This window comes from Paenibacillus sp. 1781tsa1 (assembly GCF_024159265.1).
Taxonomy (GTDB): domain Bacteria; phylum Bacillota; class Bacilli; order Paenibacillales; family Paenibacillaceae; genus Paenibacillus.
This window is the reverse complement of the sequence record NZ_JAMYWY010000001.1, coordinates 2,146,778-2,166,178: the sequence shown is the minus strand read 5'-3', so window position 1 is coordinate 2,166,178 and position 19,401 is coordinate 2,146,778. Positions and strand designations below refer to the sequence as shown.

The window sequence follows — 19,401 nt, the reverse complement described above, 5'->3', positions numbered from 1 at the left end:
TCATGAGTACAATTCAAAGCAAATTCCAAAAAACAAATGATTTTAACGAAATTACCTACGGTCGTCGTTCTGTTAAACTTTACGATCCTGAAGTAAAAATCAGCCGTGAAGAAATGACTGAAATTCTGTCAGAAGCTTCCCGTGCACCATCTTCGATCAATTTGCAGCCTTGGCGTTTTCTGGTTGTAGATACAGCTGAAGGCAAAGAAAAGCTTGCGCCTCTTGCAAGATTCAATCAAAATCAGGTCCTGACTTCTGCTGCTGTTATTGGCGTATTCATTGATATGAACAACGTTGAATATATGGATGAGATTTTTGGTAAAGCTGTAGAACTTGGTTACATGCCACAAGACATTAAGGATATGCAGCTCAAAACTGTAATGCCTTATTACGAAAAGATGGCTGCTTCCGATCTTCGTGATGTTAACCTGATTGATGCGGGTCTTGCTTCCATGCAATTGATGCTTGCTGCACGTGCTCATGGTTATGACACCAACCCAATTGGTGGTTACGAGAAAGATCAAATTGCAGAAACATTCGGCATGGACAAAGAGCGTTATCAACCTGTTATGTTGATCTCTATTGGTAAATCCGCCAAAGAAGGTCACCCTTCTTATCGTCTGCCAGTAGAAACCATCACTACTTGGGCATAATATCAGGGGCTTTTTCCCTGTAAGTCATGATTATATTGTTCCAATAGGTTTATATTACTAACAAATCTCAAACACACTCTGGAGGTTAACTATTATGATTATCATTCACGCACATCTGCAAATTCAAGCGGCTCAAGAACAAGCTTTTCTGGCTGCAGCTAAAGAACTGATCACAGCTACACGTCAAGAAGAAGGTAACATCAGCTACGATCTGGCAAAAAGTACAGAACACGAACAACAATACACGATGATCGAACTGTGGAAAGACGAAGCTGCTACAGCTGCCCACAACACAAGCTCACATTTCCAGGCTTTTGTTCAACAAGCAGCAGCTTTTATGGCCGCTCCAATGAACGTGGAAGTATTTGCGGGAGAAAAAGTTAACGTTTAATTGCCCAATAACTGACATGCGTAGTTGACATGTGAAGAAACTGCTCTTGGTCATATGACCGAGGGCGTTTTTTTCGTTCGTTGTTCGCGCTTCTTCACGGGTTATTTTCATTTCTAGTTTTGGCATTTATACTTTACATACCAAAAAACACGCCAATTAAGGCGTGTTTTTTCACTCATTGATCAGACATTGAACAAGTGAATATGGATTGTACTCTCCGGGCGGGAGTGATACTTTGCGGATTGTTAAACACATTTTTCGGATCATACTTGGCTTTGACTCTCCGCAGTCTGGCATAGTTGGCTCCATAGTACACTGGACCGGAATTTTTGATCCCTTGGTCTGGAACGTTGATATAGGAACCCACAATGTATGGTTGCAATTTCTTGCGAGTATTACGAGCGAGTGCGATATTTTTGGCGGCATGGGATGGTTTGAGCCACGTACTGGTCCATTCCACATAGAACTTCTCTTTCCGCCAGAAGAAGGCGGTTGATCTAGGCGATTTGCGACTTACTGCTCCGCCCCAGTTGAGGAAATAGAACCCGCCTGGTCCCTCTTCCAAGTTCTCCAAAAATGCGCGCATCGATTTGATGGCTTTATCGGGAAATGGTTTTCGTCCAAAACCGGATGAGAACTGGTTACTGTACCTTTGCGTTTCAATCGGGTCGGGCAGCAATAAGAACTTCACAACTTCTGTGTATGGTAACAAACGAACGATGGAGCTCGTCGGCGTGCCGACACTAGTCATTGGCTGCAATAATCGGAGGGCCTCTGTTTTAGAGCCTAAGAACAGTCCCTCCATCATAACGTTACCACCCTTTTTCGGTCCGATGGACAACTCGCTGCCCAGTCTCGTATCAACAGAGGGAGCCCAATGCTGCCACACTTTGAGTACCTTCTCGAATTGAGCCCATGGCCAGGTGATTTTAAATACTGTCGCTTTCGCTGGAGCACGGCGCACTTTGAACTTGTAGCGGGTGTACACTCCGAAGTTACCACCGCCCCCTCCCCGGGATGCCCAAAAGAGATCTGCATTATGATGTTTATTAGCCCGAATCACTTTTCCCTTGGCGTCCACCATCTCTACCTCAAGCAGGTTATCACTAATGAGACCAATGGTACGTTGGAGAGGTCCAATTCCCCCACCTAATGTAATTCCACCGATCCCTACAGTAGGGCTATCACCAAAAGGCGCTATGAAACCTTGCTTGGCAAGGGTATTCGCAATTCTTCCCACGCGGTTTCCTGTTCCAACAACAACCGTTCCATTTTTTTTATCAAGCTTGATGGAATTCAGATCGCTCACATCAATCACAATTCCCCCGTTAACCTGTGAAAGATTCACTTCAAGCGCATGTCTGCCACTCCGCGGCCGGATCGGAACATTGTTTTCACGAGCCCAACGGATAGCGTTGGAGACATCTTTTGTCTTTTGAGCAAAAACAAAAACTTTGGGATATCTGTCGGTATGCGGGTCCCAGTTCTTGCGTGCCGCTTCATATCCTGGATCACCTTTGTATATAACCCGTCCGGTAAGCTTTGTTGATGATTTCACACATCCCACTCCCTGCTGAATAATTGTCCTACAGCCTCTGGTGCATCAAGCACTTTATACTGTATGAAGGGCATTCGCGGAGGGAATGGGCTGACGCCTTAATTTCAAAATTCGTGTTTCAGAGGAATCAAAAAGGAATTTCCCTTTCAGGCCACAGACAGCCTTGAGGAAAATCTCTTTAATGGTGTTGAACTAGTCTCTGCCCAAATCGGAATCAATTCTGATTAATTTACGCGCTTCCTGTTCTTTTTCACCATACCAGACAAGCACGTCGGCAAACAGATCCATGATGCGAACAAAGTTCTGCTTATCCGCTTCTGAAATCTGATCTGCATACTTGAAAATCTCATCAAAGCAAAGTTCCCTTACAAATTCGGTATACTTCACATATACCTCGCGACCTTTCTCCGAAGGTTTGATGTATATGTCTTTACGGTTACCGCTTAAATGAAATTTTTCGAGCAGCCCTTTTTCCGTCAGATTCTTCACGTTCTTGGAAAATGTACTGCGGCTTACGCCCAAGCGTGCGGCCATCTCCGACATCTTCTCTTCCTTGTCCTCGGCTTCCAGAATGTATTCCAGCGTCTGAATCTGTGAAGCCGAGAACATCATGTCTGTACCATAACTTCGCTGCAACTTGTAAGTGTTCGAGTACGCATTACCGTATTTGATAATTTTCTCAATCAGTTCCCGATGGTCGCCCATCCAATCTAATTTCATGAGTAATCCCTTTCATCATTCAGATTCTCTCTCTTACTCTACTGAAATCAGATCCGTTTTTCAATCCATGTAATCGCTTCTTCAATAACGTCATCACGGGTTGGTTCATTAAATATCTCATGCATCAGATGAGCATAAATTTTAAGTGTTTTATCGGTTGAAGCAATATCTCCGTAAAAATCACGAGAATCCTGTTCACTGACCAACCCATCGTTCGCCCCATGCAGAACAAGTACGGGATCTATAAACTGCTCAGCGTTCTCCTTCAGCCATGTTATGCCATTTCCCAGAGAGTTAAATAGATCTACAGAAATCTGTTTTTCTACCAGCGGGTCATTCGCGTAAGCGGATACAACTGCGGGATCACTACATACGCCACTGCCCAGCTCATTCGGGAAATACGTGCCTGTAGGCAGATCCATAGGTAATTCTCCGGCAACTTTTGTATTGTACCGAGTGAGAGCTCCGGATAACACGATGCCTTTGACCTTGCCTGGATATTTCGTTCCAAAGGACGAGGTTGCGAAGCCGCCCATACTATGTCCGATAACAAACAGCGGAAGATTGCCGCTTTCTTGCAAAGCAGTCTCTACCACAACGTTGACATCCTCTATGATCTGGTGAAAATCATTGTAGAACGTACGTTGTCCTTCCGATCTGGCATGACCGCGATGATCGAATCGATATACGTTAAACCCGCGCTGAAGCAGCTTCTCTGTCACATAGTCATAACGACCGGTATGTTCCGCTAATCCGTGTACAATAACGACAGCGGCTTTGGCATTTTCCACTGTATCCTTGCTGAAATAAAGCTGTGTGCCGTCAAAGGATTGAATTGTTGTCTCGATTTTAGTCATCTTTTCCCCGTCCTTTTTGTAGTGTCCAAGCTTAAGCTCCGAGAGATCATTTTCTTTCGTCCTTAACAAGGACACGTATAATATAGTTCTCAACAAAAATAATATTGTTTCTTACAGAAACAATATACCATCTGATATGCTCTCTTGTCTACACAAAAATGAAGCGCTTTCAGATTAGTTTCCAAGAACACATCTATGAGTTAGAAATAACCCGACAAACACTAGGATAGCCTTGTGTTTACCGGGTTGTTTAGATTTACAGCTTTAACTCTTCTATCTGTAATATCCTCTTGCAAACGTTTGACCAGCTTCTCTGGAAAAAAATCATTAAACCAACTGAAATAGTAGTGAATACTCAAACTGTATTACCTCCATATGTATAATTAAAATGTTTCTATTTTTGAAAAAAAATTAAAAGACAACTTTGCATTATCATAACATCGAATTGAATGATGAGAATAGTTCCATTTCCGAAAGGCAGTGTGTCTGTTGCCCTATTCAGAACTGATCATCTTGTAGGATAATATAGAGTATATATCAACTTTATATAAGGGATGGGATGACAATGAGTACGCTTCAACCGATTATCCATGTCTTGAAACATTCGTCCGATGAAGACATCTTGGAACAGTTTTTCGAGTACGAGTCGTTAATCTGGATTGATTGGAGAGAAGACGAGGGAGATATCATCCATTACTTTAACGGTCAACTGCCGGAACCTCACCAAATCCAGTGTAAAATTATCCAAATCGACAAACCAAGGGGCGTCGATATCGTGTTAAGTTCGGACGAGCGTACACTGACGATTCCGTTCGCCGATGATCGGACCGATCGGGATAGTGCCGTTCGGGCTATGGAAGAGATGATCGCTCCCCAATATCAGATTCGATGGTTTATGGAGTCCCTGGGCAGTGACACGTTGGCATTTTTATTATTGTCAACAGAGCAGTGGATGGAGCTGGAGAAGCAATTCGGAAAAGAAAAGCTGGAATTCCACTTCCAGCCGATAACGAGCGAGAGCATTATGTTCTCACTCGATGTGGATGCCGTGTTTAAATTAATTGAAACAAGACAAAAAGCGCGTACCTCTGTTTAGGCAACGAAAAATCGTTCTTGTACCTAGTTACCCAGTGTTCCAAATAAAAACGCCATCACGAATGTGATGGCGTTTCTCTATACTTAACGTGTCTACATCAAACCCAACACATTATAAATCATCACTGCAGCTTCTGCACGGCTCGCATTTTTCTTCGGTGCAAACTCATCGTTACCTACACCGTTGATTATGCCTGCTCCCTGTATTGCCTCCACCGCTTGCTTCGCGTAGTTTGCGATGTTTGCTTCATCCTTGAAAGCAGTAGCTTCACCACTTGCTAACGCTAGTTGCTTCATTTGGATCGCCTTGTATACCATAACCGCCATATCTTCTCGTGTAATGTTCTCATGAACTCCGAATCTTCCATTTGGTTTCCCGTTCACAATCCCCAGCTTCTGCGCAGTTGCGATATTTCCATGGTACCATTCTCCTTGCTTCACATCATTAAAACTTGTCGTTGCGCTCTCATCCGATAACTCCAACATATTCATCAGCATGGTGATAAATTCTGCTCTGGTCACTTGACCCTTCGGATTAAACTCGCCGTCGCCTACACCCTTCACAATGCCTCTTGCTCCCAATCCCGAGATCGCATCCTTCGCCCAGTCTTGGGTCACATCCTTAAAGTTCGTTGCAACATACGCTACCGTATACTTGCTTGCATACGTTGGCTTGAACTCTACTTTTCCTGTCGCTGCATTGTATTTACCATTCGTCACCACTCGTAGCTCTCCGTTGTCCTTCACATCGTATACGATGACATTGTTTGGATTTTCGCCAGCACTTAATGTGTATGGCAATGAAATTACGAGATCATCTCTGCCATCAAACGCTGTAAGCTTCTTACCATCAATCGTTAGCTCGATATCGTATACGACCTCACCGTTCAGCTGAGCTTGTGCATTAGCTGACAATTGATTAGCTGTTATTTTCTTAATCGACAATCCTAACGTTTTCCCCACACTTGTTCCTCTTCCAAGCAGTTCGGTTGCCACGGTTACGACTGCAGAGCCTGTGTTGATCTCGATGCGATCTACCGTAGAAGATCCACTGGTTAAGCGCGCATCTACTGCCAGCTCAATCGTTAGCCCGTTCAAGCTTGGATCAGCTTCAACTCGCACCTGTAGCTTACCGCCTGTCGTTTGATCAAGCGCACGCTTCACCGTATCCGCACTTAACTTCACGTTAAAAGCACCGTTCTCACTTGCGACTGGCTTAATGTTTATTTGGCCGTTGTCCATTACCACTGGCTCATTTCCACCTGGAGCTGCTGGTACTGTAGGTGAAGGGATGTTACCGTCACCGCCACCATTTCCATTACCACTGCCTGGTGCTTGTGGTGTTCCATCAACCAATGGTGTTACCGTTACCACAGCACTGGATGAAAACCCACCATCTACTGTAGTTACTGTAATGCTTGCTGTACCTGGTGCCACAGCTGTTACTTGACCTGTCGCACTTACAGTGGCTACAGCTGGATTGCTAGAGCTCCAGGTTACTGCCTTTTTCGTTGCATTAGCTGGTAATACGGTAGCTGTCAATTGCCCTGATTGACCTTCTACGATGGACAACGTCGTTTTGTCCAAGCTAATTCCACTAACGGGTACGTTCTTCCCACTGAGTGCATCATACTCACGTTGTGTAATTGGAATTACCGTTCCGTGACGCGGACTAGCTGGTAGGTTGTAGTTAGAAGATAATGTCCAGACACCTGATGCAAGATTGGTTGTCTCGAATGGAATATAACCTCTTCCACCAAACTCATCCACGAATAAATACCATTTTTCATCTGTATTTGATTTGAAGATCGTTGGCCCCTCAACCCATTTCATGTTACCCACGCCTTGATTAATCATCTTGAAGGCTGGATCCAGGATCGAGTTACCCACCTCTTGGAAGACCATCTTGCCAAATGGAGCAGAAGCTCCGTTGTCTTGCTCATTCTTCGTAAAACGATACACTTTTCCATCGTGCTCAATCATCGTTGTGTCAATGATGGAAAATCCATAATCCAAGTATACTTTCGGTTCAGTAAACGTATAGAAATCTCTTGTCTTGCTATACATCATTTTTTGATATGCACTGCCTGTATGGGATACATCATCAAACATTCTTGATGCCCAGAATACGATATATTCACCAGTTGTTTTGTCGTACAACATTTCTGGTGCCCATGTATTACCCGCTTCTTCCGGTGCAACCTCTACCATGCGTTGATCTGTCCAGTTGACTAGATCATTCGATTCCCACACCATAATGGAACGACTGCCCCATGTCTGTGCTCTGCCCCAGTTACCATTGCCGTTAATTTTCAGATCGGTAGCAATCATGTAGAACTTGTCACCTTCAGGCGAACGAATAATGAATGGATCACGTACCCCCTTCTCCCCTAAGGTAGAGGTCAATACAGGTTTACCATTATTCAATTCTCGCCAGTTCAACGGATCATTACCGTTACTTAGTGCAAAGTGAACTTGCTCGCCTGTTGCAGTACCTTCTCCAGTGAAATATGTGAAGAAGTATCCCGCATAATTTTCATCGGCAGGCATTTCCTTCACCTTCGCCATAAATTCCTTCGTAGTGGATGCTGCATTTAATGTAATCGTAGCTGTAAGCTTCACGTCTACATCTCCACTACCGTGCGCCGGACGTTGTACTTCACCAGTCACTGAAATGACGTTTGGTTGAGCAGAAGCCCAAGTAATGGTTGTTCCATATAGTCCAGATTCCGGTAAGGAGAGATGACCTCTAACATCACCAATGTTATGAACGACTAGCGCTGATTTTGCTTCATCTACAGAAGTGGCATCGCTGGGCAATGCCTTAACCATCAACTGAAAAGTTTTGTTAACTGTCTCTGTACCATCTGTAAATACTGCTGTTAACGTTACAACTTGATCACCTGTTGCGTTAGCTGGTCTAGTTACGGCACCTGTAGTTGAGATGACATTCCCCTTATCTGAAGTCCAGCTTATTGTTGTGCCATAAGCACCTGATGTTGGCAATGTTACATTGCTTATAATCTCATCTTTTGATGTATTCGAGGCAAGAAGATCATGAATCATTAATTTCTCTGTCGCAGCCGATACAAGCATGCCCTCCATTAAAGCAATCTTCTGATCTGCCTGAGCCTTAAGTGATGCAATATCCGCAGCAGTCATAGCACCATCATAGATTTGGAAGTCTGCAATCATTCCGCCGAAGTATGGATCATCTGTATAGAATGACTTACCGATGTATCCACTACTGCCTAAAGTATTTTTTATTTGTTCTAGTGTCATTCCATTCGTAGAGCCTGATGCAACAGCAACACCATCAATATAAAGCGTTAGTGTACCATCCGTGCCTGAAACAACAGTCGTAACGACTTTCCATTCGTTATTCTTTAAGCCCGTGGTCGAAGTTGAAGACTCATTATTCCAGGCATTCGTCGCGATACCTAAGCGAGCCAGACCGTTAGCGTTATAACGTGGTGTGAAATACGTATAGTGTGTATTATTGTTTGGTCTTCCTAATGCATATAACCACTCCGCAGCATTTTTACCGCTCCAGTTCACAATGGATGAAACGGTGACATCCGTTAATCCATCGAGAACTCCTTGTGGCAGCTCTACATAGGAGTTAGTTGTGCCACCAGTAAAGCTTAGTACACCAGCATCTTGTGTACGAATCCATTCTGCTTTAGACGGATTCATCCATTTTCCGTTAAAGTTTCCTGTTTGGTCAACAACCGTCGCACCATCGATATCATTCATATCGTAATGGAGAATGAGTTCTGCCCCAGATGGCTGCTCAACTGGAGGAGTAACGTCTTCATTAGCTAAAGTTGCAATCTCTTCAACGGATAATGCACGATTATAAATACGGAAATCATCCAGTTTACCATCAAATAGACTATGAGAGCTGTTTCTCGATTTACCAATATAATTCATCGTTGTTTCCAGTAACATTCTCGGCTCCACGTTAAATGTCGAGCTGCGTTTAACCTCTTGACCATTCACGTACAAAACGGCATCAAATTCATCCATTGTAATTGCAACATGCTGCCAAGTCTTCGTTGGTAAAAGTCCAGCATTTCTCACTGCATATTTATAATCTGATCCTAGTTTCGTGCTGTCATTGCTAAATTTCTCTGTAAAAGGGGTTACGACAGCGAACTCCAGACTACCTGTATCCCCTTGTGTACTCAAGTACATGGTGTTGCGGTTAACCTGACTTCCTGTTTCGGAAGCAAAATCAAATATTCTTTGATTGGCTTGATTTTTGTCCATTTGAACCCATGTAGAGAACGTAGCCTTCTCCAGATTCAAGGATTGAATCAAGTGATCTGGCAGCTTCACATATCCTGTTGATCCATTAAGCTCTAGTGCACCACCCGTTTTACCGATACGATCCTCTTCATTAATCGTTGCTCCACCTACGAGTGTTGCGTGATGGCCATTACCAGAAATGTCATTCAACGTTGTACCATTCACTGTATCTGTATCAAATGAGTAATGTACAACCGGGTCTGTTGATGGTTCTGGGCCCTTCCATGCATACTTCTCTTGCAAAGCATTATACTCTGCACGTGAGATTGGAATCACCGTTCCGTGTCGTGGTCCTGGCGGAAGTGCATATTGATCACTACTTAACACATTGTTTATATATTGCGTGCTACTGTCCAAATCTGTTGTATAACGTACATGATATGGCCATGAATCAAGGAACAGATACCATTTGTCTTCATGAATATCCTTAAATATCGTTTGTCCTTCGTTGTTTCCATTTTTTCCGATCAAGCCAAGTTTATTATCACGTGTACCAGGAACAGCGTCGTATTGAAGGCCATTTGCTGCAATACCGTCCTTGTCATAGTAGAACGTTGGTGCTTTCTCCACATACACTTTCGTATTCACTTCTGATTTGGTGAATCGGTACAACATTTTATTGTGCTCAATAAATGTCGTATCAATGGTCGGAAGTGATTCATCAATCATGACCTTGGCCTCAGAAAAGGTGTAGAAATCTCTTGTTGTCGCGTAGTACATCACATTGTACTGACCTTCCGGTCTTCCGTTATAGTCACCATATGTCTCTGTGTTTTTCATCGATGATGCCCAGAATACAATATACTCTCCAGTTACCGGATCATAGATCGCTTCTGGCGCCCACGTATTTCCTCCCGTTTTAGGAGCCACCTTGATCATTCGCTGCTCGCTCCAGTTCACGAGATCCTCTGACTCCCAAACCATCATGTAATGACTGCCTGTCATTTGAGCTTGATCGAAATTTGTACTTTCGCCCATTTTCAAATCGGTTGCCAACATATAGAATTTATCACCTTCTGCTGACCGAATAACGAATGGGTCACGAAGTCCTTTTTCCCCCATATCCGATTGAAGGATCGACTTTCCATTATTCAGCGCTCTCCAGAACAATGGATCTTCCGCTGTAGCGAAGGAGATCTCTTCACCACCCTCATACTCACCTGTAAAGTAAGCAAAGAAGTACGCATCAGGCTCTACTGGCGCAGCTGCTTTTTTAATTGTAACGTTAAACGTAAGCTCTTTAGAAGCTGCACCATTTGTAATAGTAGCGATTAGCGTAACGGGTATATCCGTAGCTTGACGGCTTACCCAGCCTAATTGTGTAGCGTTACCAGCCGCTTCTGCCGTTCCTTTAACAACCGTCGGCCTGCTCGATGTCCATGTAATGGTGGATCCTTGTTCACCTGTATTGACAAGACGTAAGTTGCCTTTAACATTGTCCGCATTGTAGATCTCTAATTGTTCAGCGTCCAGATCAACCTTCTGCTGATCATCGAATTGCTTCAAGATCGTAACCGGGAATACAGCCTCTCTAGATACGCCTTGATACGTTAAAGTAGCCGTAAGCTCTGCTTGAACATTACCTGCTTGAACAGCTGGACGTTGTACAGTACCACTGTTAGAAATGACCGTAGGATGACTGGAACTCCACGTAATATTCACGCCATTTTTACCGCTTTTCGGTAAATTTACGTTTCTCGTTATCTTGTCAGCACTCTGATCTGCCTCGTCTAAGTAATGACCGATGTTAAGTTGATTCGCTGCATCATCAACAGTGAGCTGACGTATTTTGGAGATGTGAGTTGCTGCTTCTTGTTGATATAACTCGCCCATTTCTTGCTCCGTCAACGCACGATCATATACTTGGAAATCAGCCACGCTACCTTGAAGGTATGGATCGTTTGAGAAGATGGACTTACCGATAAAGCCAGAGAACGTAGCATCCGGATTAATAATGTCTGACAGCTTTAGTCCCTTCGTATTACCTGAAGCAACCTTAACTCCATCAACGAATAATGTGATCCTGTTGCTAGCTTCAGAGAAGGACACCGTTACATGCTTCCACTGTCCACTGATCAGGTTTGAGTTTGCGCCACCTGTAACTAATGCTTCGTTCGGCCAGCCATTTCTGGAGATACCTGTAGCGATCATATTACCTGATCCACTACCGTGACGTGGGGTTACAAAAAAATATTTGTTCGTTTCCGGCGTTAACACCGTACCCAAACCGAAAATCCAGCGATTCGTACCATCATTCGTCCAGTTCACGATGGAAGATACGGTAATTTCATTCAGACCTTGTAATAGATCCAGCCCATTGGAGCCCTTGGGAATCTCAACATATCCACTGTTCGATGTAGAGCTTCCACCATTGAAGGAAATAAAGCCAACTTCACTATTTGAAATGAATTGTCCATTGTCTGGATTTTTAAATATTCCATCGAATGTAACTGGCTTATTGGCCACATCCTTTAGTACGAGTTGACCGTCTACTTCTTCGGTCGTTTTCATGTTGTAATGAAGAATAAGATCATCTTTGAGTGATTTTCCCTTAACGGTAACGGCTGATGTAGCTGTAAACTCTCCATCTTCAGTCTGTACCATAATTGTGGCATTACCATCACTAACCGCTGTAACTTTACCCGTTGAATTGACAACCGCTACACTGGAGTCACTAGATGTCCAGACGACGCTTGTATTGGTTGCATTTGAAGGTGAAATTGTAGCCACTAATGTCTCGCTGTCCCCCATGGATAAACGAAGTTCAGCTTCATTAAGCGAAACCTCCTTAACGGCAATCTGCTCCACAGTAGCACCTTTAGGTAGTAAGGTAACCACAAACTCCTTCGTTGCCTGGCTTCCACCTAAAGAAATGGTTGCAGTTAACGTCACTTGTTGCTCCATTTCTCGTAAGGTTACTTCCCCGGTTGTACTAACCACACTCTCATCACTGGAAGTCCACGATATCAATGCGCCATACTTATTGGTAGAAGGAAGTTCAAGAGATTCTGTAACTGCCGATATATCACCTAACGTTAGCTCTATTTTGCCTTGTTGTACTTGCTTTTCATTAAATGATTGTTCATATACTGCCGCGATATCTTCATTATTTAGTGCTTCTCCGTAAATTCTCAAATCTTGAAAGCTGCCCGCAAAAGTAGCATCCCCTAAATAATTGGAGCGACCGATGTAAGCTTGCAAATCCGTACCAAAGCTGGCTGTTGTTTTCTCTTTGGCGGTCGTACCTATGCTTACACCGTTAATGTAACCTGTAATAGAGCGTTCTGTGATGACCGTCGTATAGTGAACCCATTGACCTTGATACTGTGACGTAGAAGCGCCTGATACTCCTATCTCAGTTGTCCAAGGCTGGTTCACATTATTGTTATTCGTAAATACGGACTTGAATTCACCACTTGGATTCGATGGATTAAACAGCCAATAGTTCGTTGGTAATTTATTTTCAGCTGCTGGCGTACCGTAGAACAATGCTGCGTAGTTTCCGCTTCCCGTGTTGCTTTTGATCCATACAGATATTGTTGTATTTTCTTGATGATCAAACAATCCAGTAGGAAGCTGCACGTAGTTCGTACTACTATCGGTCCCTCCAGGTAAAGTAAGACCATCGGCATACGTAATGTTGCCTACAGCCGTTCCATGTTTGCCATTACCGGATGTATCCTGTACATCCTCAAGCAGTGGATAATGTGCCAACATCGTTGGTGTTATGGGGTCTGCTGAAGCTTGATTGTTAAATGGCAGAACAAGACTCAAACAGTTACTGAAGGTCAAAAGTAAAGCTAACGTTATGATTGAAATCCGCTTTCGCATAGCATTCTTCCCCTCGTTTAATATTCAAAAGCACGTAATCCTTATTTCATCTTTAAAACAAGACCACCTCGCTCAAGGAGCTAAAGAAACACCCCGAAATGAATGCGCTTACATTTCTCCTCATATTACGTCTTCAACTCTTCTAATTCAATGTAGTTTCTTGTTCATAAGGTGGATTTTTTTATTGCAATTTGAAATGAATGCAGACTGCAACACTATTCATATGAAGCAATCTACATGTACAGATGCGTACAAGATTATCAAACAATAAAACGGCATCTCTGCCGTTCTAGATGTTTACGTATGGTTTATGTGTAAATTAAAGGATTGAACCCCTGATAAACTTAATATATATAGTTGGGCGCTTGTCAAATGGACAATGTGTCCGAATACGATGCGGGTAAGCCGCCGTGGGCGAACCGGATCGAAAAATAAGGAGGATTTTCATTTATGCCAAAACGATTTAGCAGAATGCTCGCGTTTCTATGTTGCTTGGTAATGGTGGCGTCGCTATTGCCTACCAGCTATGCTGCCGCCACTGACAACATCGAGAACGCAGAAGCGAATGAAACACCAACCGCCATTTTTGGAACTCCCGAACTCGGGTCAAACGATCCCCTCTGGGACCAAACCATGGAGCATCACATCAACAAAAGCACGGTACCCACCGACCCCAGACCCCATGCCACGGGCACAGCAAGAATCCTTTGGGATCATGACTACCTGTATGCCCGCGTAGTTGTGAATGACAGTAATCTATATCAGGGAGCTGGCGCAGATCACCGATACGACAGCCTGGAGTTTTATGTTGGTACCGGAACCGGCGGCTCGAACCAATGGCGTGTTAGCTCGACGGGTGTGTTTTCAGGGCAGGCCGCTCCAGGCAGAGCTGCATGGACCCAGATCACGGAAACCGGATACATCGTGGAAATGAGAATACCAAAAAGAACCCTGACCTTACAGGAGGGGAACCTTACCTTTGAGGTCTATATCAATAACTCGACAGAAAAAGGCGCTGACCGTTATGAAGTCGTTTCCTGTTTTGGAGTCCCGGACGCGGCTTATACCAGCGCTGATTCATTTACAGACAGTCTGCAGCTCACTTCAGCCAATGAAGTGGATAACAGATTTTCAATCACCGCAACGGCGGGACCGGGCGGCTCAATCATGTCGAACCCACCCGGGGATGTTCTGAGAGTAGATCGGGGCTCTAATAAAGAAATTACGTTCACCCCCGATTACGGCAAAATTGTGGATACCGTAACGGTAGACGGCGAGACCGTGACTCTATCTGCCGGCACTTATACCTTTACGAATATTGAGGCTGATCATACCATTCATGTGACATTCAAAAACGATCCGGACGCGGGGATACTTCCCTTTATCGTATGGAATGACAACTTTGCCAGTGGCGAGTACACAACGGCTATTATCATTGATTTAGGCGAGGGGAAGGCGGCGTTAGGCTCCGAGCTTAGTCCAGACTTGTTTGCCTTATCAGCTAGGAACACGACCCTGAACGGCGAAGCGGTGACCTTTGAAGGACCACGCAAGATCACAAGGGTGTATGCTAATGATGAACCGAAGGTACGCGGCTACGTGGGGCCGATTAGCCATTCACCAGATTATCAGGACGGACTGGCGAGCGGTCGTTACATCGTGGTTGAGTCTGAGTTTTATTCAGAGAGCGGCGGCAGTACAACGCTAGATGGCAGCAGTAACTCGACAAAGCAGGTCTACACTATTATCCAAAAGGGTGAGATTGTACTGACAGAAGGGAATCCGCTTCACAATGTGGTTTTTGAACAGGAAAAAGTTGTGAATCCAATCCTTGATAAATTTGCAACATTCACGGACAATTCGGTCAATCGTTCGCTCTACCTTCACAAGGATGAAGACGGTAACGTGATGAACGGATTGCCGCTTTATGTCTATACCCACGGCATGTCACGCGGCGGTACAAGCGCTGCGACAGACCAAAAAGCGGCCATGAAATCAGCCAACGGCTCAGTCGCTCTAATGAAAAAGATGGAGCAAAATCCCGATAAGTATGCCAGCCATGTTCTGAATATTTCCTATAATGGCGTATCTGTTCCCTCCACAGAGAATGTTAAGAAGGTCATAGACGCCCTGATTGCCAGCGGCGAAGTAGACCCTAACCGTGTTTACGCAGCAGGCTTCTCCTGGGGCGGCCAGTATACGAATAACTTAGTTAATAGCTATCCTGGCTTCTTCGCTGCCGCCGCACCTATGGCCCCGGTAAGCGGTTCACCGAACGCTAAGGACAATGACGCTCACAACAACCTGGCCTATTGGATGTTTTTAAATGCTCATAATGTTGGAGGCTACCAGACGAACCTCAATAACTTCATCAATAACAATATGCCAAAAATGATCAACGCGAGGGCTTCACGCTTTGAGAGTAATGAGGTTCTTACCTGGCCCTACAATCAATTTGATCAGCCGAATCTGAGGCCGAATCCTGCCAACACACCTGTTCTGGCTGATTATATAGCCCATGAAGTTGAAGCGGCGGTTCTTTATAACCAGATCACTATGGGAACTTGGACAATAGCTCCCACGGCACAGTCCTCTAACTTGCCGGCTTGGAACAATGACTACACAGATGTCTTTGATTGGATGTTTGCGCAGAGAAAACCGGTCGTGCCTGGTGCGCCGAGTGACTTCAAAGCGACAGCGGGTGACGGACAGGTCACATTGAGCTGGACTGCTCCTGCTGATGACGGTGGCAGCGCAATATTGGGCTACAAGGTATGGTATGGCAATGTAACACCGATTGCATTGGATGCGGCGGAGACCAAGTATACCTTCAACAATCTGACAAACGGCCAAGGCTACAACTTCACCATCATCGCGGTGAACGGGAAGGGAGACGGCGCGGAGATCAGTGCGACGGCGACACCAATGAAGACGACGACTCCTACTGTGCCTGATTCTGGTGGCAATACGGGCAACACCGGTAACACAAGCAACAGTGGTAATACACACAACACCAACAATACGGGCACTGGGACAGACGCTGAAACGTCGAAGTCGACCTACACAGTGAATACACCGAAGGATAAGCCCGCGGTCACAGACAAAAACGGCAACACTACCCTCCCCGGCGGCGGCGAGATTGCGACCAAAGGCGGAACGAAGATTAAGGTACCCGAGGGCACAACGATAGACTCAAACGGGAAGGTAACCATTCCAGCAGACAAAAGCGCCGAAGTGACACTACCCGGCGGCAACAGCACAGTGACCATCTCGGGCGGCTCGACGATCGCTAGCGACGGTACCGTTACAGTAGGCGGCAAAGATGCATATGTGGACCTGCCCAACGGCAACCGTGTGCATATCCACGGCGGATCGAAGATACGGAGCAGCGGAGCGGTTGTGGTAGGACCGAGCGGCGCAAGAGTTGGCTTAGACAACGGCATGTCGCTGAACATCCGTGAGGGTACGGAGCTGGCGTTCGATGACACCACCCCACTGGGCTTCCTCGTGTTATCAGGCAATCCTTTCACGGATGCCAACATGGGTGACTGGTTCTACAACGATATAAATTTTGCCTACACATACGATCTTTTCAACGGCACGACGTCCACGACGTCCACGACGTTCGCACCGGGCACCGCAATGACGCGTGCCATGTTCGTACAGGTACTGGCTAATCTCGAAAATGTAAACCTCTCCAACTACACGAGTTCCCGCTTTAGCGACGTGACGGACGGACAGTGGTACACGGCGGCAGCCGAGTGGGCGGCCGAAAAAAACATAGTCAACGGCACAACCGCAGACCTGTTTGACCCCAATTCACCGATGACACGCGAGCAAATGCTGGTGATACTGTACAACTACATGAAGTACAAGGGTTATGAGATACCTGAAAGCAACTCTAAGCCCTTCACGGACGAGAATGAGATCAGCTCCTGGGCATTGGAGGCCGTTCAGGCGCTGCAAGGCAACGGCATTGTATTAGGCAAGCCGGACAACTTGTTTGCTCCCAAAGCCACCGCCACGCGGGCCGAAGTAGCTACGATCTTTGTAAGATTCGTTGAATATCAGGCTAACTGAAAGCGTATACAAAATTAAGGTGCCCCCTCCCGGTTGGACAATATCCAGCCGGAAGGGTCTTCTTGTTTTCAAACTGCACTTTTTTGACAACTCCCCGGTCAGGATTTTAAACCCTCGATTTTTGGCATCTAGAATATTTCGTACCCAAGCTCGTCCCCAAGTCCAAAATTCTACTTCATTAGTGCATGTTCTGATTTATTTCACCACACAAGAAAAACGCCATCGCATTAATGCGATGGCGTTCTTGATTATGGAGCCTAGGGGGATCGAACCCCTGACTCATCGCTGCCAGCGATGCGCTCTACCACGAGTGGCAAATTAAGAGACCGCCCCTTCCTAGTGCACATACTCCCGCTCAATGCGCACTAACTTGTTACTATCCTCAAAATCGACGGACAGACCTAACTGCTCAGAGACAAATCGTAGTGGCACAAAGGTAACACCCCGGACGACAGTTGGAGCTACGGAAACTGTCGTTTCTATGCCGTTGACCCGGACTTGCTGACTACCCGTATTCAAAACAATCTCCTTCTTATGATCTGAGATCCGAATGATTCGATCAGCCTTATCCCACTGGACATCAAGTCCCAGTGACTCGCTAACAAGCCTTAAAGGAACGAGTGTACTTCCTTTTTCAATAAAAGGGTGATTATCATCATCAAAATATTTTGTTCCTGTACGCGTCTCATATGACCCTGCTTTCTCAACAGAAAACTGCAGGTTCCATTTCTCCGTCTCACCCGGATAGAAATGCTGGGATAAATCATAAAAATCTACTGTATAGGTAAGCTCGGCCGCCTGTCCAGCCGCTGTACGCAAGCCGCTAATATCAACTCGGTATTTCCCTGTGTACTCCTGTACTCCGTCCAGGCGGAAAATAATAGCGTTAGAAACTCCGAATCCACTCAACTCCACATTCATGTAAAGATCCTTGTTTAGATCATTATTTGTACTGTCTAATGTCCATGTTTTTTGGCTTTGTACATCGGTTACTTTCACTTTTACATTCTGCAAAGTAGGCTTCTCATACTTGTCAGGATTTAACGTGACAGACCATGGGTGAGAACCTCCGAATAACTGCTGCGGAAATTCTGCTGCCGGCCATGCGATGTAATCATAATTTACTGACTCTGCACGAGACTTGTCAAAGACTTGCATTGAACCATAGTCACCAGCCAGACCAAAACCTACCTTCTGCAAGGAAGGATTCAGCACCCAACGGCGATGTCCTACTCGATCTGCATTCCTGCCTGTATCCGGCATATAACCGTCAAGTACACTATCACTTAAATTATCTCTCCCGCTAGATAGATTGCTGCTTCTAGTGGATTGATATCCTTTGTTATAGAAATCATCTGTCATATCTGCCGGCTTCTCAGGATAGTGAGTCAGTTTATCGGTAGCAGCCAGTAAGACCGCACCATGCTGCGCCAACTCATTCAACTCAGAATCCAACTGCACATCACTTGGTAATCCCGCCAATGAACGAACAAGATTCGTAGCTAACAAAGCCTGATCTAGCATCGCCTGATTTACCTTTCCTACCTCATAAGGCGCTTTAAAGGAAGGTTCCGTATCATACGCCTTTAATCCAGTGTTCATGCTTTGCAGTTGATTCCATACTCGCTTAACCTCATCCCGTTCCGGAAAATGAAGTCCCGCTGCTGATGTCAGATTAGGCGTGAGCATGAAAATCACAACCCACATCATCATAACAGTAGACCATCGCAATACATTTTGTCTCATCTCTCTTTATTCCCCATTCTCTTAGTAGCTATTGTTGCAAGAAGTTTTTGATCTAAAAAATAATGTCCCTCTAGTTTTGATTATGTATCGCTCCAACAAGATGTACCTTAAGAAAAACTCCCTCCTTCACTATAATATTTAGTAGCTTCTGTACCTCAT

General features: G+C 45.0%; 9 protein-coding genes and 1 tRNA gene. 4 read left to right on the top strand and 6 right to left on the bottom strand.

Going from position 1 to position 19,401, the window contains the following annotated elements:
- The first annotated feature begins 2 nt into the window (after positions 1-2).
- Positions 3-653, top strand: coding sequence for a nitroreductase family protein (locus NKT06_RS09750; protein WP_253433126.1), 651 nt, complete (start codon positions 3-5; stop codon positions 651-653).
- Positions 654-747: 94 nt separating this feature from the next.
- On the top strand, positions 748-1,044 hold the full coding sequence (locus NKT06_RS09745; RefSeq protein ID WP_124113890.1) for a putative quinol monooxygenase: 297 nt from the start codon (positions 748-750) through the stop codon (positions 1,042-1,044).
- 175 nt (positions 1,045-1,219) lie between these two features.
- Here the strand turns inward: NKT06_RS09745 and NKT06_RS09740 are convergent, their stop codons facing one another.
- From NKT06_RS09740 to NKT06_RS09730, 3 genes are all read right to left on the bottom strand, one after another.
- Positions 1,220-2,602, bottom strand: a complete 1,383-nt coding sequence (locus NKT06_RS09740) for an FAD-binding oxidoreductase (RefSeq protein WP_253433123.1) — start codon at positions 2,600-2,602, stop codon at positions 1,220-1,222.
- A 192-nt stretch (positions 2,603-2,794) separates the two neighbouring features.
- A complete protein-coding gene (locus NKT06_RS09735) occupies positions 2,795-3,322 on the bottom strand; it encodes a MarR family winged helix-turn-helix transcriptional regulator (RefSeq protein ID WP_253433117.1) in 528 nt (175 codons plus the stop codon).
- A 47-nt stretch (positions 3,323-3,369) separates the two neighbouring features.
- Positions 3,370-4,179 carry an alpha/beta hydrolase gene (locus tag NKT06_RS09730; protein ID WP_253433114.1) on the bottom strand — a complete coding sequence of 270 codons (810 nt, stop codon included), beginning with the start codon at positions 4,177-4,179 and terminating at the stop codon, positions 3,370-3,372.
- A 565-nt stretch (positions 4,180-4,744) separates the two neighbouring features.
- Between NKT06_RS09730 and NKT06_RS09725 the strand changes: the two genes are divergently transcribed.
- A complete protein-coding gene (locus NKT06_RS09725) occupies positions 4,745-5,275 on the top strand; it encodes a hypothetical protein (protein ID WP_253433111.1) in 531 nt (176 codons plus the stop codon).
- Positions 5,276-5,367: 92 nt separating this feature from the next.
- Here NKT06_RS09725 and NKT06_RS09720 read toward each other — a convergent pair whose 3' ends face one another.
- Positions 5,368-13,416, bottom strand: a complete 8,049-nt coding sequence (locus NKT06_RS09720) for an immunoglobulin-like domain-containing protein (RefSeq protein WP_253433109.1) — start codon at positions 13,414-13,416, stop codon at positions 5,368-5,370.
- A gap of 450 nt (positions 13,417-13,866) precedes the next feature.
- On the opposite strand from NKT06_RS09720, the gene NKT06_RS09715 reads away from it, so the two are divergent.
- Entirely contained in the window at positions 13,867-17,496 is a 3,630-nt protein-coding gene (locus NKT06_RS09715) for an S-layer homology domain-containing protein (RefSeq protein ID WP_253433106.1), read from the top strand.
- Between the two features lie 251 nt (positions 17,497-17,747).
- On the opposite strand, the gene NKT06_RS09710 is transcribed toward NKT06_RS09715, so the two are convergent.
- Together NKT06_RS09710 and NKT06_RS09705 are read right to left on the bottom strand one after the other, a co-directional pair.
- Positions 17,748-17,829, bottom strand: a tRNA-Ala gene (locus NKT06_RS09710).
- A gap of 3 nt (positions 17,830-17,832) precedes the next feature.
- Complete coding sequence (locus NKT06_RS09705) at positions 17,833-19,242, bottom strand: stalk domain-containing protein (protein ID WP_253433103.1); 1,410 nt, start codon at positions 19,240-19,242, stop codon at positions 17,833-17,835.
- Positions 19,243-19,401 lie beyond the last annotated feature (159 nt).